General features: G+C 39.0%; 22 protein-coding genes. 18 read left to right on the forward strand and 4 right to left on the reverse strand.

Annotated elements, in window-relative coordinates; genetic code table 11:
- Positions 1 to 206 precede the first annotated feature (206 nt).
- Genes WNY98_RS01575 through WNY98_RS01585 form a run of 3 tightly spaced genes read left to right on the forward strand, consistent with a single transcriptional unit; the run spans position 207 to position 1890 of the window.
- Positions 207 to 527 (forward strand): HI1450 family dsDNA-mimic protein, encoded by a 321-nt coding sequence (locus WNY98_RS01575; protein ID WP_007581697.1) that lies wholly within the window; start codon positions 207 to 209, stop codon positions 525 to 527.
- 42 nt (positions 528 to 569) lie between these two features.
- A complete protein-coding gene (locus tag WNY98_RS01580; protein WP_024598762.1) occupies positions 570 to 1382 on the forward strand; it encodes a DUF481 domain-containing protein in 813 nt (270 codons plus the stop codon).
- Between the two features lie 25 nt (positions 1383 to 1407).
- Complete coding sequence (locus tag WNY98_RS01585; RefSeq protein WP_342876934.1) at positions 1408 to 1890, forward strand: hypothetical protein; 483 nt, start codon at positions 1408 to 1410, stop codon at positions 1888 to 1890.
- 43 nt (positions 1891 to 1933) lie between these two features.
- Here WNY98_RS01585 and WNY98_RS01590 read toward each other — a convergent pair whose 3' ends face one another.
- Positions 1934 to 2419: a peptidylprolyl isomerase gene (locus tag WNY98_RS01590; RefSeq protein WP_007581704.1), complete on the reverse strand. Its 486-nt coding sequence runs from the start codon at positions 2417 to 2419 to the stop codon at positions 1934 to 1936.
- 12 nt (positions 2420 to 2431) lie between these two features.
- Entirely contained in the window at positions 2432 to 3343 is a 912-nt protein-coding gene (locus WNY98_RS01595) for a folate-binding protein YgfZ (protein ID WP_024598760.1), read from the reverse strand.
- Between the two features lie 164 nt (positions 3344 to 3507).
- On the opposite strand from WNY98_RS01595, the gene WNY98_RS01600 reads away from it, so the two are divergent.
- Both WNY98_RS01600 and WNY98_RS01605 read left to right on the forward strand, forming a co-directional pair.
- Entirely contained in the window at positions 3508 to 3759 is a 252-nt protein-coding gene (locus tag WNY98_RS01600) for a succinate dehydrogenase assembly factor 2 (RefSeq protein ID WP_024598759.1), read from the forward strand.
- Between the two features lie 55 nt (positions 3760 to 3814).
- Positions 3815 to 4171 (forward strand): hypothetical protein, encoded by a 357-nt coding sequence (locus tag WNY98_RS01605; protein WP_342876935.1) that lies wholly within the window; start codon positions 3815 to 3817, stop codon positions 4169 to 4171.
- Here WNY98_RS01605 and nadB read toward each other — a convergent pair.
- Positions 4146 to 5756, reverse strand: coding sequence for an L-aspartate oxidase (gene nadB, locus WNY98_RS01610; protein WP_342876936.1), 1611 nt, complete (start codon positions 5754 to 5756; stop codon positions 4146 to 4148). The genes WNY98_RS01605 and nadB overlap by 26 nt on opposite strands.
- A 246-nt stretch (positions 5757 to 6002) precedes the next feature.
- Here nadB and rpoE point away from each other — a divergent pair, with 246 nt between their 5' ends.
- The 10 genes from rpoE (at position 6003) to pdxJ (ending at position 14708) form a co-directional block, all read left to right on the forward strand.
- A complete protein-coding gene (gene rpoE, locus WNY98_RS01615) occupies positions 6003 to 6584 on the forward strand; it encodes an RNA polymerase sigma factor RpoE (protein ID WP_002958721.1) in 582 nt (193 codons plus the stop codon).
- A 1-nt stretch (position 6585) separates the two neighbouring features.
- Positions 6586 to 7200 (forward strand): RseA family anti-sigma factor, encoded by a 615-nt coding sequence (locus tag WNY98_RS01620; protein ID WP_342876937.1) that lies wholly within the window; start codon positions 6586 to 6588, stop codon positions 7198 to 7200.
- A 4-nt stretch (positions 7201 to 7204) separates the two neighbouring features.
- Positions 7205 to 8155 carry a MucB/RseB C-terminal domain-containing protein gene (locus WNY98_RS01625; protein ID WP_024598755.1) on the forward strand — a complete coding sequence of 317 codons (951 nt, stop codon included), beginning with the start codon at positions 7205 to 7207 and terminating at the stop codon, positions 8153 to 8155.
- 19 nt (positions 8156 to 8174) lie between these two features.
- A complete protein-coding gene (locus WNY98_RS01630) occupies positions 8175 to 8624 on the forward strand; it encodes a SoxR reducing system RseC family protein (protein WP_024598754.1) in 450 nt (149 codons plus the stop codon).
- 275 nt (positions 8625 to 8899) lie between these two features.
- Positions 8900 to 10687 carry a translation elongation factor 4 gene (lepA, locus tag WNY98_RS01635; protein WP_008134818.1) on the forward strand — a complete coding sequence of 596 codons (1788 nt, stop codon included), beginning with the start codon at positions 8900 to 8902 and terminating at the stop codon, positions 10685 to 10687.
- A gap of 16 nt (positions 10688 to 10703) precedes the next feature.
- Positions 10704 to 11639 carry a signal peptidase I gene (gene lepB / locus WNY98_RS01640; protein WP_342875715.1) on the forward strand — a complete coding sequence of 312 codons (936 nt, stop codon included), beginning with the start codon at positions 10704 to 10706 and terminating at the stop codon, positions 11637 to 11639.
- 2 nt (positions 11640 to 11641) lie between these two features.
- Positions 11642 to 12319, forward strand: coding sequence for a ribonuclease III (rnc, locus tag WNY98_RS01645; protein WP_024598752.1), 678 nt, complete (start codon positions 11642 to 11644; stop codon positions 12317 to 12319).
- Entirely contained in the window at positions 12309 to 13241 is a 933-nt protein-coding gene (gene era / locus WNY98_RS01650) for a GTPase Era (RefSeq protein WP_024598751.1), read from the forward strand. Before rnc ends, era begins: the two co-directional genes overlap by 11 nt.
- Before the next feature lie 20 nt (positions 13242 to 13261).
- On the forward strand, positions 13262 to 13954 hold the full coding sequence (gene recO / locus WNY98_RS01655; protein WP_024598750.1) for a DNA repair protein RecO: 693 nt from the start codon (positions 13262 to 13264) through the stop codon (positions 13952 to 13954).
- A gap of 22 nt (positions 13955 to 13976) precedes the next feature.
- A complete protein-coding gene (gene pdxJ / locus WNY98_RS01660) occupies positions 13977 to 14708 on the forward strand; it encodes a pyridoxine 5'-phosphate synthase (RefSeq protein ID WP_076923564.1) in 732 nt (243 codons plus the stop codon).
- A gap of 79 nt (positions 14709 to 14787) precedes the next feature.
- Here pdxJ and barA read toward each other — a convergent pair whose 3' ends face one another.
- Positions 14788 to 17562 (reverse strand): two-component sensor histidine kinase BarA, encoded by a 2775-nt coding sequence (gene barA / locus WNY98_RS01665; protein ID WP_342876938.1) that lies wholly within the window; start codon positions 17560 to 17562, stop codon positions 14788 to 14790.
- A 109-nt stretch (positions 17563 to 17671) separates the two neighbouring features.
- Here barA and rlmD point away from each other — a divergent pair, with 109 nt between their 5' ends.
- The 3 genes from rlmD to mazG are packed head-to-tail and all read left to right on the forward strand — an operon-like array spanning position 17672 to position 21962.
- Positions 17672 to 18997 (forward strand): 23S rRNA (uracil(1939)-C(5))-methyltransferase RlmD, encoded by a 1326-nt coding sequence (rlmD, locus tag WNY98_RS01670; protein ID WP_076923562.1) that lies wholly within the window; start codon positions 17672 to 17674, stop codon positions 18995 to 18997.
- Between the two features lie 8 nt (positions 18998 to 19005).
- A complete protein-coding gene (gene relA / locus WNY98_RS01675; RefSeq protein ID WP_076923561.1) occupies positions 19006 to 21162 on the forward strand; it encodes a GTP diphosphokinase in 2157 nt (718 codons plus the stop codon).
- Positions 21163 to 21164: 2 nt separating this feature from the next.
- The gene (gene mazG, locus WNY98_RS01680; RefSeq protein ID WP_342876939.1) at positions 21165 to 21962 is read left to right on the forward strand and encodes a nucleoside triphosphate pyrophosphohydrolase; all 798 of its coding nucleotides are present in this window, start codon (positions 21165 to 21167) and stop codon (positions 21960 to 21962) included.
- The last annotated feature ends 77 nt before the right edge of the window (positions 21963 to 22039 follow it).

Genomic DNA, 22039 nt, shown 5'->3' on the forward strand with positions numbered 1-22039 from the left:
TCTTCACGTTGTTATTTTAAGCTTAAATTATAAAAAGTAACCTTTATATTCAATAGGTTAGATGAATTGTTGTTTGTTGTTTTAGTTGTATGCTGAATAAAGCATGACTCGGTTACAAAAAAGTCAGTGTTTTAGGCTTTTTTTTATCAAAATGATGATGAGATTTGATAATATAGTCCAACTTAAAAGCTTAAGGTTAAGCACATATGTCGGGTCCACGTTTATATACGGTAGAAGAAGCAACTCACCAAGCTTATGATATTTTTTTAGAGTTAGCGCCAAATAACTTGAGTGAAAAAGATGTTGAAGACTTTAATGAGTTTAGAGAAGACCTAGGCTTCATTGAAGAAGACGAGCCAGATGATCAGTGGCAAGACTTTGTAGCCCTTGAAATAGAGCCAGAGCACTTTATTCAGGTGTTGGTTGGTTTAGAATTTGAAAATGATGATGTTTTGTTTGCTAAAATTTTGATTAGTCGTGATAAAGATGCTCCGTTTTGTCATATTTTATGGAAAGAAACTGAATAAGCAATACTGCTTATTTTTATAATTGTGTGCAGAGAGAGTGTTGTGCGTAAGTATTTATTTTTAATTTTTTTAATAATTAGCTGCCCAAGTTGGGCCGTTGATCCATTTGAAGATTTTCATGAATATGGCAAGCTCTCTGATGAAGAAATTCATGAGTTACACAAAGGTGAAATGTTTTACGGCGATACCGAATTTGGCTTTATTCTAAGCAAAGGTAACACCAATTCGACCAGTTTTAAGCTCAAAGGTAATTTATATCAAGACTTTGAAAAGTGGCGTAACCAATTCAAAATAGACTCTCTTTATAAGCGCGATGAGAACGACGAAAGCGGTGGCACTGATGTGACAGCTAATCGTATTTTTGTATCAGCGCAAGGTAACTATAAAGTAGGTGTTAAAAACTCTTCATTTTTTATTTACGGCGATTACGAAGAAGATGAGTTTAGTGGACTTGATTTTAAAAGTACGGTGGCGACAGGCTACGGTGCGCGTGTATATCAAGGCTCTAAAAACAAAGTAGATATTGATATAGGACCTGGTTTATATCGTTCAGTAGCTGATGAAGATTCGGATGTGAGCGAAGATGAAATCAATAAAACCGGTTATTTAGTACGTGTTGCAATGCAGTGGGAACGTTTGGTTTCTAAGCGTACTCGTTTTAATCAAGATGTGAGTATAGAGCAGTCGCTTTCAGGTCTTAATTCTCGCTTAAAATCGGAAACCGCACTGATAAGCCAAGTGATTGGCGCGGTATCACTCAAATTTACCTATATGTATCGTTATAATTCAAAACCCGAAGATGATAAACTCAAGTTTGACTCAGAGCTGAGTGCTACATTGGTGTACAGCTTTTAAGTATTTATTTAATTTAGAGAATATTATGTATCAGCATAAACAGTATGCGGTGTTTATCTTTTTTGTATTAGCGTGGATAGGCAGTTTTGTAGCGCTTGCATGGAACTTGTTAGGCGCTGATGGACCTTTAATGATATTTACTGGGGTTTTAGTGCTGGTGGGCTTTTTGTTCCATGGTCTAACAGTAAAAGTAGATGATAAAAAAATTAGCTGGGCGTTTGGCCCAGGCGTTGCAGGGCAAAGCATTGAGCTTGGCGAAGTAGTAGAAGCTAAGGCAGTTCAAAACTCTTACAGACATGGTATTGGTATGCGAATTACTCACGATGGTTGGGTGTATACAGTATCTGGCTTTAGTGCAATACAGCTAACGCTTAAAGATGGCACTTTGTATCGAGTTGGCACAAACGATCAAAAAGGTTTACTAGCCGCTTTAAAAGAAAAGAATGTATCAATCGCGCTGCCTAGTAAGGCAAAAACTGAAACAGTTAAGCGCAACAATATGATATAAAAAAAGCGCCTTAGGCGCTTTTTTTAATTGGTATAACAGTGTATTAGTGGTCGTGACCACACCCACCTTCACCATGTACATGACCATGAGTAAGTTCTTCTTCGGTTGCATCACGTACTTCTAGTATTTCCACATCAAAGTTAAGTGTTATGCCTGCAAGTGGGTTATTACCATCTACAATAACTTCTTCATCTTGGATATCGATGATCATTACTGATTGGTCACCATCGTCTGTTGATGCACGAAATTGCATGCCGACTTCAATTTCCATACCTTCAAACATCGACTTAGGTACAGCTTGCATTAGGTTATCGTGGCGTTCGCCATAACCTTCATCAGGTTCAACTTTTACGCTAAGTGTGTCGCCTGGTTGTTTGCCTTGCAAAGCATTTTCTAGGCCTGAAATTAAGTAGCCTGTGCCAATGATAAAGTGTAGTGGCTCACCACCGAACGAATTATCAATGCTATTGCCATCATTATCCATTACCGAATAATGCATTTTTACCACTTTGTTTGCCGCAACGATCATAGTCATTCCTATTTATTCATCTTCAAGAGAGTAGGGTAGAGGCAGAATGCTTAGCTCCACCTGAGGTGTGTGTTTTGCACGAAGTACCTGAGTTACATCAGTATCGTTTGGCAACACAACAAGGCCGGTTAATTTTTTTGTTTGTTCATTAAAGCTTTGTGCAATAAGTTTACCCGCACGGCGCCAGTTTTCGCCTAATTGGGTTTCCAAGTCAGGCTCTGAAAGTATCCCTTCGCTTTGACCTGAGACTATATACATTGCACGCTTATTTTTACCTAGGTACTTCATGCGAGCCACAGTTTCTTGACCGGTATAACACCCTTTTTTAAAGCTTATACCGCCAATAGCATGTAGGTTTACCATTTGAGGAACATACTCGCCAATTGCATCTGCACTTAACTGAGGTTCACCTGCAAGCATAGATGCTTGTTGCCAAGGAGCTTCGTTATCAAGTGTAGATACGTCATCAGGCATACTAAACTGACTATCAACCATTAATAAAACACGGTTATCAGCTAATTTTAGTGCTTTCCCGTTTTCAAAGTCACACGCGCTCGCATCACCTTCAAAGTTAATATCAAGTTGTGCGAGTACATCCGATAAATCATCACCAATGAGACCAATTAATCGCTTTGTGCATGCACTAATGTCAACTTTTGCAAATACGGCATACTTTTTTAGCTCAGCTAACGATTTTTCTACTTCGTTTTCGCTGCCTGTAAGGTAGTAGCTGTCTTGATAAGAAAATAATTTAAATACGCCCCAAAGTTTACCTTTAGCGCTGCAATGGCCAGCCCACAAATAATTACTGCTGGTTAATTTATTTAGATCTTGAGTGATTTGCCCGTGTAAATAAGATAATTTATCAGCGCCTGAGAGGCTAATAAGTTGATGAGATAACGGACATGCATAAACGCTCGACATAAAAACCTTCTTTGCAATAGAAATGAAGTGACATAATAACGCAGTTGTTACGTATGGTACAGACAAGCGCTTATTGGTGCGGGTTTATTGTTTAATAAGAGATTAATAGCTGCTAAATAGGCTTGTGTTTGTTAAACTTAAGTCAATTAAGTATGAGGTTTAAAATGGTTGAAATTCATAGTAAAGCACGTATTCGTTGGGCCTGTCGTCGTGGCATGTTAGAGCTAGATGTTTTGTTTATGCCGTTTGTAGAAGAAGCATACGACTCTTTAAACGCAGAGCAGCAAGCTATCTTTCAGCGCTTGCTCACAGAAGAAGATCCTGATTTATTTGCATGGTTTATGGGCCATCAAGAATGTAAAGATGAGCAACTAAATAGCATGGTTCAGCTTATCTTAGACCGAGTTCGTGTATAGGTTTACGGTTACAAATAATAAAGCTGACCACAAACCTATTGTGGTCTTTTTTTGTATGCTCGGTTTAATATTATGCCTATTTTTAAGTTCAGTATTAGCCATTATTTTTTGCTTAGTAATGAATGTGACCGCTGGTTTTGTAGTTTGGCAAAAAGTGTTAGCGATTCATCCAACCGATGGCGTTATAATATTAGAGCCTAAGCTATTTAGGTTTGAGGGCGAGGGCTTAAAAATTCAGGGTGAAATTAGTAAAAAAAGCCGTTTTTATGGCAATAATATATGGCTACATATTAAAGGTTTTAGTAACAACCATTGGCTTATAATTTCAGCCAATGGTGTTAATGAACAAAGTTATGCGCGTTTAAAACGTGCTACTTTAAGCGCGGTTAATTGCGTTTTGGAGTCAAAATAGTCGGAGTTGGATTTTCATTTTGTTCAGGGTAATCAATAGTATAATGTAGGCCTCTGCTTTCTTTTCGCTCCATTGCACTTCTGATAATGAGTTCTGACACTTGTACTAAGTTACGAAGCTCAAGCAAGTTATTACTTACTCTAAAGTTTGCATAATAATCGTGTATTTCTTGCTGTAGCAACTCAACTCTATGCAGTGCACGTTCTAAGCGTTTAGTAGAGCGTACAATACCTACATAATCCCACATAAATAAACGTAGTTCATGCCAGTTATGGGTAATAACTATTTCTTCATCAGAGTTACTAACACGGCTTTCATCCCAATGAGGTAGAGCCATTGGCTCTGGTGCTTGTTCAATTTTACTTAAAATATCTTTAGCTGCGGCGTGGGCAAACACAATACATTCTAATAGAGAATTACTTGCCATACGGTTTGCACCATGTAGGCCTGTGTAAGCGACTTCGCCAACTGCATATAAGTTATCGAGATCAGTTTTACCGTTAAAGTCGGTCATTACGCCACCACAAGTGTAATGCGCAGCAGGTACAACTGGGATTGCTTCTTTTGTTATATCAAGCCCTACACTTAGGCATTTTGCGTAAATAGTAGGAAAGTGCTCAATAATAAAGTCTTTATCTTTGTGGCTAATATCTAAATAAACACAATTAGCACCTAAACGCTTCATTTCAAAATCGATTGCGCGTGCCACTATATCGCGTGGAGCGAGTTCTTCACGGCTGTCAAAGTCTTTCATAAAACGAGTACCATCAGGTCGTTTTAAATAAGCCCCTTCACCGCGCATAGCTTCTGTAATTAAAAAGTTTTGTAGCTCTGGATGATAAAGGCTTGTTGGATGAAATTGATTAAACTCCATATTGGCAACTTTACAGCCCGCGCGCCATGCCATTGCAATGCCATCACCACTTGATACATCCGGGTTAGATGTATACAAATACACTTTGCTTGCGCCACCAGTGGCAAGGGCAACAAATTTAGCTGAAATGGTTTCTACCTTTTTAGCTTTTTTGTTCCACACATACATACCTTCAATGTGTGAGCCTGTTTTTCCGGCGCTTTTATCTGTAATTAAATCAATGGCATTGTATTGCTCTAGGAGCGTTATGTTCTTATGAATTTTAACTTGGCTAATAAGTGTGGTTTGCACCGCTTTACCAGTAGCATCGGCTGCATGCAAAATACGACGATGGCTGTGACCGCCTTCACGTGTTAAATGAAAACGCTCTTTTCCTTTGCTATCAAACTCCATATCAAAGGGAACACCTTGATCGATTAACCACTGTAGGCAATCGTGAGCATTGCTGGCAGTATAATGAACAGCGTCTCTGTCGCATAAACCGCCGCCCGCATCGAGAGTATCTTCAACATGAGATTCTATGCTGTCGTTTTGTTTATCAAATACAGCAGCTATACCACCTTGAGCATATAAAGTAGAACCTTCTGTAAGCGCTCCTTTACTGATCACGGTAACGTTACAATAATTAGCGAGAGATAATGCAAGTGATAAGCCTGCTGCGCCGCTACCTATAATAGCGACATCTGCAATGTGATGTTTATTTTGGTTCATGTCAGAGGTACTTTGCGGTTACAATGCCCATATAGAGCAATATTTGTTTTTAATATCTGTAGTTGTACCATATTTGTCATACTACTACGTAGTGATTTTAAAGGCTTAGCGCCGTTATTTATCATCTATTTTATAAAAAAATAATATTAAGCAGAACTTTCTATTCATAAAGAGGTCAGAGTATTTGTGAACAATGACGACAATATGAATAACAAGCAAAAATCAGACATAGGAGTACCGGCTCGAATGAGCGAGCAGGAATTAGATTTAGTGCTAGTAAAAAGGGTCCAGCAAGGAGATAAAAACGCCTTCAACCTATTAGTAAAGAAGTATCAAAACAAAATTGCAGGTTTGATCTCACGTTATGTATCAAACCAAGGCGATATTGCTGATGTAGCACAAGAGGCTTTTATTAAAGCTTACCGTGCACTTCCTAACTTTAGAGGTGACAGCGCCTTTTACACGTGGTTATACCGTATTGCCGTTAATTGTGCTAAAAATTACTTAGTAGCCCAGGGGCGTAAGCCGCCAGCAAATGATATAGACGCCGAAGATGCCGAGTTTTATGATTGTGCAGATTCAATGCGATCTAATGCATCTCCTGAAAACCTACTTTTAAGCGAAGAAGTACGCGCTGTTATTTTTAATACGATTGATAGTTTGCCTGAAGATCTTAAAACCGCAATCACCCTTAGAGAAATTGAAGGGATGAGCTATGAAGAAATAGCAGTGGTAATGGATTGCCCGGTCGGGACTGTGCGTTCGCGTATATTTCGTGCCCGTGAAGCAATAGATAACAAATTAAACCCATTAATAGGCGAGTCTTAGTATGACAAAAGCACACCTTAACAAGTTAGATAACGAAGCGTTATCGGCATTACTTGATGGCGAGCAACATCTGACTGATGCAAAAATTGCAGAGCAAGATGTAACTACGTTTGGCCGTTATGCGTTAATTGGTGATGCGATGCGTGCTCAAAAAAATAATAACGACATACATATTGATATTAGCGATCGCGTTGCATTAGCACTAAAAAGCGAGCCTGTTTATGCTGACTTTAGTCAGTCAAAAACACAGCCTCAAGCAATCACTGAAACGGTACAAGATAATGTAGTGGCTTTTAATTGGCGCAAACCAGTTGCCCAACTAGCAATTGCGGCAAGTGTGGCAATGTTTGCTATTGTAGGCGTTAATACGTTACCTCAAAGTAACAACGAGCAACAAAGCGAAATTCCATTACTACAAACCACACCGCTGACAGGTATGGCATCGCCAGTAAGTTACTCATCTGAGCCTGCGCTTGAAAATGCAGAGCAAGGTTTACGTGAATTACAGCAACAACGTATTGGTGCATTAGTTCTTGAGCATCAACGCCAAGCACGAGTTGCGAATTCTTTAGAAACAGCGCAAACTAATACCAAAGCGTCTGAGGAAAAAAACTAATTAAATGAAAGTAATCACTTTTGTTCTGTCGTTGGTAGTAAGCTTTAATGCATTTGCCAACGACACAAATCCTGCCAAAGATTTATTACTAAAAATGGCTAATGCCGTTCACACCCGTAATTTTGACGCTTCGTTTGTGGTTGTCAAAGGTAAAACAATGGAACCCTACCGATGGGTGCATGCTTTACAAGGTGACACAGAACTTGAGCATTTAAGTTTACTTAACGGTGCTGGGCTTGAAATGGTCCGTATTGACAACCAAGTTACTTATTTTGAACCTCAGTCAGAACCATATTCCCTAAAAACAGATTCAATAGCTGGTCCAATCCCTGAAGTACTTTTTAAAGATATAGATCGCTTAAGCGCGCACTATGATTTTGTACTAGGTGGTAAAGGTCGTATTGCAGGGCGTGCTGCACAACTAGTTCGCATAGAATCTAAAGACGAGTATAAATATAATTATTGGATTTGGCTGGATATGGAATCGTCGTTGTTACTAAAAGCCGCTTACGTTAACCACGAAGGTGAAGCTTTAGAGCAGTTACAGCTTACTCATATTAGTGTGACAGAGCAGCCAGCAGGTATGTTACTTGAAGTGCTCAATCGAAACTTTCCAACGCCGTTACCAAACGATGCACTTGTAAATGAAGATAGTACTGCTACTAATTGGCAAATCAGTTGGTTACCAGATGGCTTTGAATTACTAAAATCAGACAGACATAAGCTCGATTTAAATAACGAATTAACAGACTATTACTTGTTCTCTGATGGTTTTGTTGAAATTTCGGTATTTATTCAGCGTCCATTGCCGGGTAAGCGTTTAAGTGGTGCACTAACCTCTGGTGCAACGACAGTATATGTGCATAATGGCGGTAATTTTGATGTATCGGTTGTTGGTAATGTACCGAGTATGACCGCAAAAGCGATTGCTGAGTCAGTTACCCGCGCATTATAAACGATTCGTAAGGATTGTTATGATTGAACAAACCCTCACTGTTGTGGCCCTCGATGGCCACATTGCTCATTTAGAAGCACAACAAAAACAAGCATGTGAAGGCTGCAATGGTCGTTGCGGCTCACAAGTGTTTGGTAAGCTGTTTGGCACTGCAAAAAAAACCTTCCCTTATAAATTTGAATCCTCTGTTGAAGTAGGACAAAAGGTAACCTTGTCACTTGACGATAGTCACGTCGTTAAGCATGCATTTGCGGTATACATGCTTCCGCTCCTTCTAAGTTTGGTTTTTGCACTGATTGCAGCGCAATTGTTTATGGCTTCCGAAGCTTGGCAAATTTTAGCTGCAGCTTTAGGTGGTGTTACTGGCTTTTTTATAGCTAAAACTCGCGTGAGATCGCTAAAGCACGATATAAAAGTTATAAAAATTCACCCAATTAGTATCCCTTTAACTCAAATAGATGGTGATTGACGCCAATTAAATGTAAAATTGCCGTTTTATACCAAAGTAACTTGGAAATACAGGGAATAGTGGTTTTTAAAATTATTTTATCTAGTTGGGTTATTTAAGTTAAGAAAGCATAACTTATTGTTATTTAATAAATAAAATAATTGTAACCGATCTTAAAAAGCGTGAGTGAAGTCTGTAATTTACAAACTGAGCTTATGGCATCCTAAAGTAAGTATTTTCAAGTCACTTAGGTATTCATATTTAGTCCATTAAAATAGAAGTATAGAATCCAGTTTATGAAGCATATCCGTAATTTTTCGATCATCGCCCATATTGACCATGGTAAATCGACCCTTTCAGATCGTTTGATCCAAGTTTGTGGCGGTTTAACCGACCGTGAAATGCAAAAACAAGTTTTGGATTCAATGGATATTGAGCGCGAACGTGGTATTACCATTAAAGCGCAAAGTGTAACGTTGAATTACAAAGCGAACGATGGTGAAACTTATCAACTTAATTTCATCGATACTCCAGGGCACGTTGATTTTACGTATGAAGTATCGCGTTCTTTAGCCGCATGTGAAGGTGCGCTACTCGTTGTTGATGCAGGCCAAGGCGTTGAAGCACAAACATTAGCTAACTGTTACACCGCTATTGAAATGGAATTAGAAGTAATTCCAGTACTTAACAAAATCGATTTACCGCAAGCAGATCCTTTGCGCGTTGCAGAAGAAATTGAAGAAATTATTGGTATTGATGCCCTTGATGCAGTGCAATGTAGCGCTAAAACGGGTGTAGGTATTGCCGAAGTACTCGAAATGATTGTTAGAGATGTTCCACCGCCAGTAGGCGACAAAGACGCACCTCTACAAGCGCTTATTATCGATTCTTGGTTTGACCCATACCAAGGTGTTGTATCACTTGTGCGTATTAAGCACGGTGAATTACGCACAGGCGACAAAATAAAAATAATGTCGAACGAGCATATACATACTGCTGACCAAGTAGGTGTATTTACGCCTAAACAAACCAACACCGGTATTTTAAGAACAGGTGAAGTAGGGTTTGTTATTGCTGGCATTAAAGAGATACATGGTGCGCCAGTTGGCGATACTATTACTCATCAAAAAAATGCTGCTCCACTTCGTTTACCTGGTTTTCAAAAAATTAAGCCACAGGTTTATGCAGGTATGTTTCCAATTGCATCAGATGAGTATGAATCGTTCCGTGATGCACTTAATAAATTAAGCTTAAACGATGCGTCGTTATTCTTTGAACCAGAGAATTCAACTGCACTAGGTTTTGGTTTCCGCTGTGGCTTTTTAGGTATGCTACACATGGAAATCATCCAAGAGCGTTTAGAGCGTGAATACGATATTGATTTAATTACAACGGCACCTACGGTAATCTATGAGATAGTTACTAAAGAAGGTACATTCCAGATTGATAACCCGTCTGATTTACCTGCAGTAAACGATATTGTAGAAATTCGTGAGCCGATTGTTGAAGCTAATATTTTGGTACCACAAGAATACTTAGGTAATGTTATTACTTTGTGTATTGAAAAACGCGGTAGCCAAACAAAAATGACTTATCACGGAAAGCAAGTAGCTGTTACGTACGAGCTACCTATGGCTGAAGTGGTAATGGACTTTTTTGATAAATTAAAATCAACAAGCCGTGGTTTTGCATCGCTTGATTATAACTTTAAACACTTTCAAACATCAGATATGGTGCGTGTTGATATTTTAATCAATAGTGAGCGTGTTGATGCACTTGCGATTATTGTTCATAGAGATGGTGCGCAGTCTCGTGGTCGCCAGTTAGCTGATGCATTAAAAGAGCTTATTCCACGTCAAATGTTTGATATTGCGATTCAAGCAGCGATTGGACAACATGTTATTGCACGTACTACGGTAAAACAGTTACGTAAAAACGTAATTGCTAAGTGTTACGGTGGCGATGTGAGTCGTAAGAAAAAGCTACTTAAAAAGCAAAAAGATGGTAAAAAACGTATGAAGCAAGTAGGTAATGTTGAAGTGCCTCAAGAAGCGTTTTTAGCTATTTTAAAAGTTGGTAAATAAAAACAAAGGATTATAAATGGCTGGTTATTTTTCAGTTTTATTGGTGCTATTAACCTTAGGCTCAGGCTTAATATGGTTAATAGATCACTTAATGTATGCACCTAAAAGACAGGAGCGTTTAGCGATAGCGCAAACGTCTGCTGGAGCTCCGTTAGATGAAGAAACTGCGGCATTAATTGCACCAGAACCAGTACTAACAGAAACAGCAAAGTCGATTTTTCCGATGATTGCAGCAATTACTATTTTTAGATCATTTATTTTTGAACCGTTTCAAATTCCATCTGGTTCAATGATGCCTACACTGTTAGTAGGTGACTTTATTTTAGTACAAAAGTATTCATATGGAATAAAAGACCCAGTTTGGCGTACTCAATTAGTTGATATTGGTGATCCTGAACGTGGTGATATTGTTGTTTTTAAATACCCTTTAGATGAAAGTGTTGACTATATTAAACGTACGATTGGTTTACCTGGCGATAAAATTGTTTATCGTGATAAACGTTTATATATTCAACCAAACTGTAAAGAAGGCGAAACCCAACAGGGTGAGCTTTTATGTAATGAATTCAATAAAATTGATTTTAAACTAATTAATGATAACGAATTTAAACAAGGCCCAATGCCTCTAGCTCGTGTGAATGAAAATTTAACAACAGTTACGCATGATATATTAATCAACCCACAAGCGCCTGAGAGAAAAGGGCGTTACTATCAGCAACCGGGCACACCTTCTGATGAATGGACTGTTCCTGCTGATCATTATTTTATGATGGGTGATAACCGCGACAACAGCCAAGATGGTCGCTTTTGGGGCTTTGTACCAAAAGAAAACTTGGTGGGTAAAGCTGTCTTTATATGGATGAGTTTTGAATTTGAGAATGGCCCTGATGATATTTTACCAGGATGGGTTCCAACTGGTGTTCGCTTTGAACGCCTAGGTAATATTCAGTAACGATGAAAAAAAATGTAACAGAATTATATAAAAAAATTGGCTATGAATTCGCTGATCAAGGTTTACTTGAGCAAGCAATGACGCACCGCAGCCACAAAGGCCAACATAATGAGCGACTAGAATTCTTAGGCGACTCAATTTTAAGCTTTGTGATTGCCAATGCACTTTATGCCAAATTTCCTAAAGCGCGTGAAGGCGATTTAAGCCGCATGCGTTCAACACTTGTGCGTGGTCAAACACTTGCCGAGTTTGGTCTTGAATTTGGTCTAGGCGATTATTTACGCCTAGGGCCGGGTGAGCTTAAAAGTGGCGGATTCCGTCGCGAGTCAACGCTTGCTGATGCAGTAGAAGCTATTATAGGCGCTGCATTTTTAGATTCAGGTATCGACAGTTGTGGCGATCTTATATTGGCGTGGTACCAATCACGTTTGGATGCTATTTCACCAGGGCTTAACCAGAAAGATCCTAAAACCCTGCTGCAAGAGTATTTGCAAGCTCGTAAATTATCGTTACCGGGCTACACGGTTGTTGATACTAAAGGCCAAGCACACAATCAAACATTCACGGTCGAATGTATTGTTGATGGAATGGATAGCATAATTTCTGTTGGTAGCTCGCGCCGTAAGGCCGAACAAAAAGCTGCCGAAAAAGCATTGAAGATACTTAAAAATGAACCTTGATACCTTAATACAACCTCATGAACGTGATGTAGATACATTTTGTGGAATGGTTGCGATTGTCGGTCGACCAAACGTAGGTAAATCGACTTTGCTTAATGAAATCATTGAGCAAAAAGTGAGTATTACCTCACGTAAACCACAAACTACACGTCACCGTATTATGGGTATTCATACTGTAGATAAACACCAAGCGGTATACATAGATACACCGGGTCTACACGTTGAAGAAAAGCGTGCTATTAACCGTCTAATGAACCGAGCAGCGTCTAGTTCTATTGGCGATGTGGAACTTATTATTTTTGTTGTTGAAGGCACGCATTGGAATGCTGATGACGATATGGTACTTAATAAAGTATCACAAAGTGGTAAGCCTGTATTATTAGTAATTAATAAAATTGACCAAGTTAAAGACCGTGATCTTGTATTGCCTCATATGAAGTGGTTAAGTGACAAGTTTGATTTTGTTGGAATTATGCCAGTATCGGCAACGCAAGGTAAAAACGTTGATTTAATCAAAGAAGAAGTAACTAAGCGCTTACCTCCTTGCGAATTTTACTTTCCTGAAGATTACGTAACTGACCGTTCGATGCGCTTTATGGCAGCTGAAGTTATCCGTGAAAAGCTAATGCGTTTTATGGGTGAAGAGCTACCGTATTCTGTGACTGTTGAAATTGAGCAGTTTAAATGGCAAGACAACGGTATTTGGCACATAAATGGGTTAATTCTTGTTGAGCGCGAAACACAAAAACGCATGGTTATTGGTAATAAAGGCGAAAAGCTAAAAACCATTGGCCGTGAAGCCCGTAAAGACATAGAAGAAATGCTTGATAACAAAGTGTTTTTAGAACTTTGGGTTAAAGTTAAGTCGGGTTGGGCTGATGATGAGCGTGCACTAAGAAGCTTAGGTTACAGTGAAGACTAAACCAAGCAGTAGCTTAGTGAATGGATAGCGACTTCTACACCGCGTATTTATTACATCGGCGTCCTTATAGTGACTCCCAAGTAATGTTAGATATGCTTGTAGAAGGCGTTGGTCAGTTAAGAATGCTGGCCCGAATTAGTGGTCGCCAGGCCACTAAGCATAAAGCACAACTTCAGCCGTTTCAGGCACTCCTTGTTAATTACAGTGGCAAGTACGATTTAAAATACATCAATAAGTTTGAACTGCATGGTAATTCGCACTTTTTAAAAGGTGATGAGCTTTATTGTGGTTTTTATTTAAATGAGCTGACTAACCGCATCGTTCCTGTTAATGAGCCAATTGAACAAGTATTTGAGCTATATAAATCCCACCTAGGAAACCTAAACAGCGGAGCTAATTTACAAGAAGTACTTCGCTCGTACGAATTTCAATTATTGGAATTACTCGGTTATGGTGTGGATTTTAGTTTTGATGCCAATGGTGAACCAATTGATGAAAAGCAGACGTATAGTTATTTCCCCGAACTTGGTTTTTTAGTACAAGAAGATACGCGTTCTGGATTTAGTGGCAAACAACTCAACGCCATAGCAAATCATGACTTTAGCCAAAGTGATGTGCTATATATGGCAAAGCAATTAAGCCGCTATTTATTAAAACCCTTATTAGGTAGTAAACCATTAAAAAGCCGTGAGCTATTTATGGCCTCTCAATAAACGTAATTTTACAGGTAAGAAAATGAAAGATATTCTTTTGGGTGTAAACGTAGATCATATTGCAACACTTCGCCAAGCGCGTGGAACAAGTTACCCAGATCCAGCTCATGCAGCCAGTGTAGCAGAGCATGCAGGCGCAGACGGTATTACGATTCACTTACGTGAAGACAGACGCCATATTCAAGATCGCGATGTTTATGTGATGGCTAAAACTATCCAAACTCGCATGAATCTTGAAACCGCTGTTACCGATGAAATGATAAAAATAGCACTTGAAGTAAAACCTGAGTACGTGTGTTTAGTACCTGAAAAGCGCGAAGAGTTAACCACCGAGGGCGGCTTAGATGTAGCGGGTAATATAGATAAAATTAAAGCCGCAACAAAAACGCTTACCGATGCAGGTATTAAAGTATCGCTATTTATTGATGCAGATAAAGCCCAATTAGATGCAGCTAAAGAATGTGGTGCTCCTTATGTAGAAATACACACAGGCGCGTACGCTGATGCAACAAATGATACTGATTTACACAAAGAGTTAGAGCATATTCGTGAAGGTGTTAAATACGCAGCAAGCTTAGGCTTGATTGTTAACGCTGGCCATGGCCTTCATTATCATAACGTTAAACCCATTGCCGCAATGTCTGAGATTTACGAGCTAAATATTGGCCACGCTATTATTGCTCGTGCAGCAATAGATGGACTCGATAAAGCCGTACGCGACATGAAACGCTTAATGATTGAAGCAAGAATGTAATACGAACTTACATAAGTATTCAAATAGCTTAATTAAAAACGCGGTAAATACCGCGTTTTTTTGTATCTAAAATAAAACCTTACCTTTGCAGTTCGGTCACACTTGCATCTGCAAGTAGGTTTTCAAGCTCGTCCTGTAACTCAAATAATTCAGGTTCAATATTCTCTAACAAGCATTTATTTTTAAGTGAGGTTTCAATTGTTTCTGCGAGTGATTTAAGTTTTGGTACACCAGTGTAGCAACATGCGCCATGAAACTTGTGGACAATACTTAAGACTTGCTGACAATCGTTACCCTCTATCGCTTTAGCAAGCAATGTAAGAGTTTCAGGGACGCTTAGAAGTAGCATATTAAGCATCTCTAGCGCTAACTCGCTCTTTCCGCCAGCACGCTGTAGGGCTTGCGCCCAATCAATTCGGCTACTTTGAAATGGTGCAGGGCTTTGTGGTGTATCTGTTTTTGTTTTATCACGATTAACCGGGGTCTGTGGACTATGGTCGCTAATAATTTGTTTAAGCATATCTTCATCAATAGGCTTAGTTAAATAGCCTTTAAAGCCATCTTTTAGTAGTTGCTCTTTTTCGCTTTGAAGGGCATGTGCCGTTACAGCTATAATTGGTGTATCTTCATTAAGTGATGATTCGCGAATAAGCTTGCATGCGGTTATACCGTCCATAATTGGCATTTGTATATCCATAAAAATTATGTCGTATTTATGACTTTTACTTAAGCTGTATGCTTGTGAACCATTATGAGCCGTTTCTATTACTTCAATTTGTTCACTTAATAAAGTATGGAGAAGTTTTAAGTTGGCATCGTTATCATCAACAACCAATACCTTTAACGGCAGCAAAGCTTGATCGTTTTGTTCAATATTATGAGTAGGGTGGTCAAGCCTGTAAGGTGCGGCAAGTACTTCACATAACTTACGGTGATTCAGTGGTTTACTTAAACACGCATCAGCACCGCTACCTATAAAGGCTTCTCGCATATTGTGCGATACAGTATTAAGCATTAAATATAAGTAATCAGTAGATTCACGCACGGCTTTTACATAGCTTTTTAGTTGCTGCATATCATCAACTGATGCCATGTGGCCAATTAAGCAAACATCATATTTATGTTCAGTATTTTTTATAGCGTCTAAAAAGCTAGTCTCGTTAAAACATGCCGTCACGCTTGATTCCCACTGAGTTAATAACGAAAGTACAGCGTGATGTGTATGCTCGTGTGGCTCTAAATACAAAATACGTTTACCAATGAGCGATTTAGTCGGTAAGTCGTTAGTAAATACATGATTTGGCAAACTAAACACACTATTAAATGTAAAACAGGTACCGTTACCTGGCGCAGAATTTAGTGTTATGCGGCCACTCATCGCTTCAACAATATGTTTGGTAATAATAAGACCAAGACCTGTACCACCAAACTTACGTGTAATGCTTGAGTCTGCTTGCCCAAATGGAGTAAATAAAGAGTCTTGCTTATCCATAGGTATACCCACGCCAGTATCTGTTACTGACACAAGTAAAGAAGTGCGTTCGTCGTCGAGTAACCGATGGCTTATATCGACCTTAATTGAGCCTTTTTCGGTAAATTTAATCGCATTACTTAATAGGTTTATCAGAACTTGTTTAAAGCGAGTGGGATCGCCCGTTAAGTCATCCGGTACTTGTTGGTTAATGTAAATGGATAGCTCTAATTGCTTATCGTGTGCGCTAGGAGCGAGTAGCGTCATCACTTCATTTACAGCATCACGAAGTTGAAACTGAATCGACTCAAGTTCCATTGCACCCGCTTCTAGTTTGGAGAAGTCTAGAATGTCGCTAATAATAGTCATTAAACTATTTGCTGATAGCATAATAGTGTCGAGATAATCTTTTTGATGCTTGTTTAGTGGTGTTTTATAAAGCTGGCGTGTAAATCCAATAACACCATTTAACGGAGTACGAAGTTCGTGGCTCATTTTAGCTAAAAAGTCTGATTTTACGCGGTTAGCATCTTGAGCTTCTTTTTTTGCAAACGAGAGCTCTATATTTGAAGTTTCGTATTGCTCTAGTGTTTCGCGGTAGTCGCTAGTTGCTTGATCAATATTTTTTTGCATTTCATCTTTTTGCATCACCATAGTGTGAGCAATGGTGTTTAAGCCTTCTCGCAATAGCTCAAATTCACCTATCATGTTGTCGTTAAGGCCAGTACTTCTTTTACCTTCGACTAACTTGTCGGTTGCAAGTACTAACTTATTAAGCGGCGTCATAAACATGCGGCTTAACCTTAAAGCTAAAATTGCTGCAAATACCAATGATAAAATAATTACAATACCGCTAATTAATAAAGCACGTTGCTGCCCTATAACTGCCTGGTCTTTGTTTAGCTGTATAATAACGGTGCCCAAAGATGACTGAAAAGCCGATGGGTCCCATTTAGAGTCGTGACTTGTATGGTTAATAATGGGCGTGAAGAATGTAACAAGCTCATCTGACTTTTGCACACGGGTCGTTTTTAAATTTATGAGCGTTTTTTGATTAATTAACTTTTCAAATGAGCGGTGATAATTACTGGTCATTAATAGCGCATTATTTTTATCAAAAATAGCAATCGACTTAATTGTAGGGGAGTGCTTGTTATGCGTGTAGCTTATAAGGCGATTCAATAGCTGTTTGTTTTTTTCGAGCATGGGCTGCTCAAGCGCAATAGCAAGGGGCTCAGAAATAGTAGTACCTTGCTGATATAAAATTTCATCAAGCTCAATGTAACGATTTATTGTAAAATAGCCACCAAGTAGTAATCCTATGATCACCGTTGGGATCAGGGTCAGTGTTAAAACAGAATCGCGTAAGCCTAATTTGGTCATAATGGGAGCGTTTTATCGTTATTAGTATGATTTGAGTATATACGGTTCAACACGCATTCTAAAGCATCTAAATATAGGTGCTTCATAAATAAACTGAAGGTAATGCCTAATGGCGCAAATTTTTAAAGCGAAAAAAAAACCGCTTAAGCAACAAACATTAGAATTAAATATAACGGGAATGGATCATCAAGGGCGTGGTATTGCGAAGCATAATAATAAAGTATGTTTTGTAAGCGGTGCATTACCAAATGAAACAGTTAAAGCGACGCTCGTTGAAGATAAAGCTAAATACAGCAGTGCAAAAGTAATTAAAGTTATTAAAGCGAGTGAATCAAGAGTAGACGCTTTTTGTGAGCACTATAATCAGTGTGGTGGTTGCCAATTACAGCATTTAGAAATAAGTCAACAAGTTGTAGAAAAACAAACTGCAGTTACTCAGTTATTTAGTAAGTTTGCTAAATTAAACAGCTTAAACTGGCAAGCTCCATTATTAAGTAAGTCTGTGCATTACAGGCGCAGCGCCCGCATAGCCGTTATGTTTGATAAAGCAGCTAAAAAAATGCGTGTGGGTTATAGAGCCAGTGGTTCAAAAAATATTGTGAGTATTAATAAATGTGCAGTACTTGATGAAGTATTTGCGGATGTTTTTACACTTTTTGACGGTTTAATTAATCAACACAAAGCGCTACACAGTATAAGCCATTTACAGTTATGCCAAAGCGATGATAAAAACTTTGTTGTTATTCGTCACACTAAAGCAATTAACGATGATACAAAGGCTTTGGTTGAGCACATAACAAAAAGCCAACAGTTTGAAGTTGTATGGCAAAGCGAGAGCGATGTAATTGAGCATTCACACTTAGCCATGCCGTTTTATTATCTTAAAGAGTTTGATCTAAAATTTGAATTTGGTTTAGGTAATTTTATCCAGGTAAATGCGCAAGTTAACGAAGCTATGTTAAAGCAAGCCGCAAATTGGCTTGATTTAAAAGGTGATGAAAATTTATTGGATTTATTTTGTGGCATTGGTAATTTTTCATTAGTGTTGGCAAAACAAGCAAAATCTGTAATTGGCGTAGAAGGTGTGACTTCAGCGGTTGCAATGGCTGCTCAAAATGCGCAAACTAACTCTATTACCAATGCGCAGTTTCATTGCTTTGATTTAACGCAAAGCATACAGAGCGCCCCATGGTTTAGTAAAAACTTAGATGTGCTTGTACTCGATCCTTCTAGGACTGGTGCAATAGCTGTATTAGAGCAATTATCTTTAAAGCAGTTTAAAACTATTTTATATGTATCTTGTGACCCTGTTACTTTAGCCCGTGACAGCGCAATTATTTCACAAGCTGGCTTTGAACTTAATAAAATTGGGCTAATGAATATGTTCCCTCATACAGGGCATATTGAAACTATGGCGTTATTTCAACGGAGGTAGAACGCATTATGGTAGCTACACGACAATCACATCAACAAGATGAGACAACAGATTTTAGCACTCGGCTTTCATTTCTTGCTTTGTCTGAAGAAAAAACAGAGCTACTTACTAAAGCGCAAGCGCTATGCGTAAAATGTGATAATGAAAGCAGGCAAACTACTGCAATCGAAATGGTTGAAATTTTAGCTGAGCTAAATCTCGATCCCGAATCGTTAGCTACTGCGTATTTAACCCCGTATTTTTTAAACGATTTAATATCACTTGAAACCATAGAAGAGCAGCTTGGTAGTAATATAGCCATGCTGTTAACTGGGGTTGCACAAATGGCCACTATTAGTACTTTATCTCATCAAGGTAAAGGAACTATGCAAGTTGATAATATTCGAAAAATGTTATTAACCATGGTTGAAGATGTGCGCGCCGTGGTCATTAAGCTTGCCGAGCAGGTATGTCATTTACGTGATGTAAAAAATGCGGATGAAGAAGACCGCGTCATTGCCGCTAAAGAAACGGCTGATATTTTTGCACCATTGGCAAACAGATTAGGAATAGGGCAATTAAAATGGGAACTGGAAGATTTATCGTTTAGATATTTGCACCCAGGCACCTATAAAAGTATAGCCAAACAACTTGACGACAAACGCCTTACGCGCGAAGCCTATATGGAAGATATGGTTGAGCAAGTAAAAAGCCGTTTAAGTGAAGCGGGCATAGAGGCCCAAGTTTATGGCCGCCCCAAGCACATTTACAGCATTTATAAAAAAATGCAGCAAAAAAACTACGAGTTTGATCAGCTTTTTGATATTCGTGCAATGCGTATTGTTGTTGAACGCCTACAAGATTGTTATGGAGCGCTGGGTATTGTGCACACCAATTGGCGTCATCTAAATAAAGAGTTTGACGACTATGTAGCAACTCCAAAGCAAAACGGCTATCAGTCAATTCATACCGTGGTATTTGGGCCTGAAGGTAAAACAGTAGAAATACAAATTCGTACTAGCGATATGCATCAAGATGCTGAGTTGGGTGTGGCTGCACACTGGATGTACAAAGAAGGTGCATTACCGGGGCGCGGCTCGGGTTATGAGCAAAAAATTAGCTGGCTACGTAAGTTACTCCAATGGCAAGAAGAAGTAGTTGATGGTGGCGATTTAGCAGAAGAGCTTAAAAACCAAGTAGTAGAAGACCGCGTATACATATTTACCCCAAGCGGCGATATTATCGATTTACCACTTGGCGCTACACCGCTCGATTTTGCTTACTACATTCACTCAAATGTAGGGCATCGTTGTATTGGCGCAAAAATATTCGGCAAAATAGTGCCGTTTACGCATCAACTTACAACTGGGGATCAGGTAGAAATACTGACCCAAAAACAACCAAATCCAAGTCGTGATTGGTTAAATCCGTCATTAGGGTACATTAAGTCATCGCGCGCTAGAGCCAAGATTCATCACTGGTTTAAACAGCTCGACCGCGACAAAAACTTAAGTGCGGGTAAAGAAATTCTCGACAGTGAACTACAAAAGCTTAATTTAACATACAAAGATTTAGAGCCAGCCATCAAGCGTTTTAACTTTAAAGAACTTGATGACTTAATGGTTGCGATTGGTGCGGGCGATGTACGCCTCAATCAAATGCTTAACTTTGTAAGTGATCGGACAGAAGATGAGCCGGTTATTCGTATTAAAGCACCTAGCAAAGTAACTGGTGACAAAAACGGCATAGTGGTTGATGGCGTTGGTAGCTTAATGAGCCATGTAGCCAAATGCTGTCGTCCTGTACCTGGCGATGAAATAATAGGTTATATAACGCAAGGTCGAGGAATAGGTGTTCATAAGGAAGACTGTGATTCGTTTAATAACTTAAAAAATCAGCATCCAGAACGTGTTATTTCAGTAAGTTGGTCTGATGATATCAACGGCTCGTACGCACTAAGTATTAAAATAGAAGCCACCGATCGTTCAGGGCTAATACGCGACATAAGCTCAGTACTTGCTAATGAAAAAGTAAATGTTTTAAACATGAACGTAAATACAGTTGAGGATAATCAGTTAGCTATATTTACGATGCAAATAGAAGTACATGACTTATCGGGTACTAACCGTGTTCTTTCTAAGTTACACCAAATTGAAGGTGTACACGATGCCAAGCGTGGTCATTAATCATGAATGATAATACAGCGCTTACACAGCTTCTTAGCATAATGAAAACACTGCGAGATCCCAAGGGCGGTTGCCCGTGGGATCTCAAACAAGATTTTAAATCTATTGTGCCGCACACACTAGAAGAAGCGTACGAAGTTGCTGACTGTATTGAGTCAGGCAACTTAGGTGAGCTTAAAGGCGAATTGGGTGATTTGTTATTTCAAATTGTTTTTTATGCGCAGCTTGCACAAGAGCAAAATCTATTTGATTTTAATGATCTAGTGGAGCAATTAAACGATAAGCTTACCCGTCGTCACCCGCATGTATTTGGTGACAAAAAAGAGCTAACAGACGAGCAGCTATCGCAGCAGTGGCAAACAATCAAAGCCCAAGAACGCAGTGCTAGAGCGCAAACCGAATCACCTTCTTTTTGGCAAGGTATTCCTGCAAATATGCCAAGTTTAAGTAAAGCTAAAAAAATTCAACAACGCGTTGCCGCACTTGGTTTTGACTGGCCAACGTATCATGGTGCACTTGATAAAGTGAGCGAAGAAGTGCTTGAAGTAAAAGAAGCGATTGAGCAAGACCCGTTATCTGATCATACAGCGGAAGAGCTCGGCGACTTACTTTTTGCCACTGTTAATGTTGTACGCCATGTTAAACGAGATCCTGAGCAACTGCTTCGTAGCGCTAATGATAAGTTTTCAGCGCGTTTTGAAAAGGTAAACGCTTATTTGCACGCGCAAGGCAAAAGCTTAGATACAGCCACCTTTGAAGAGATGGATAGTGCGTGGGATGCGATTAAAAAAGTAAAATAGACTTAATGTTAAATAATGCACATTTTTTGTGCGCGTATTAGCTAATTTTAGCTGGATTGATAAGCAGTGTTTTGGTA

Source organism: Pseudoalteromonas sp. AS71, from assembly GCF_038900275.1.
GTDB lineage: Bacteria > Pseudomonadota > Gammaproteobacteria > Enterobacterales > Alteromonadaceae > Pseudoalteromonas.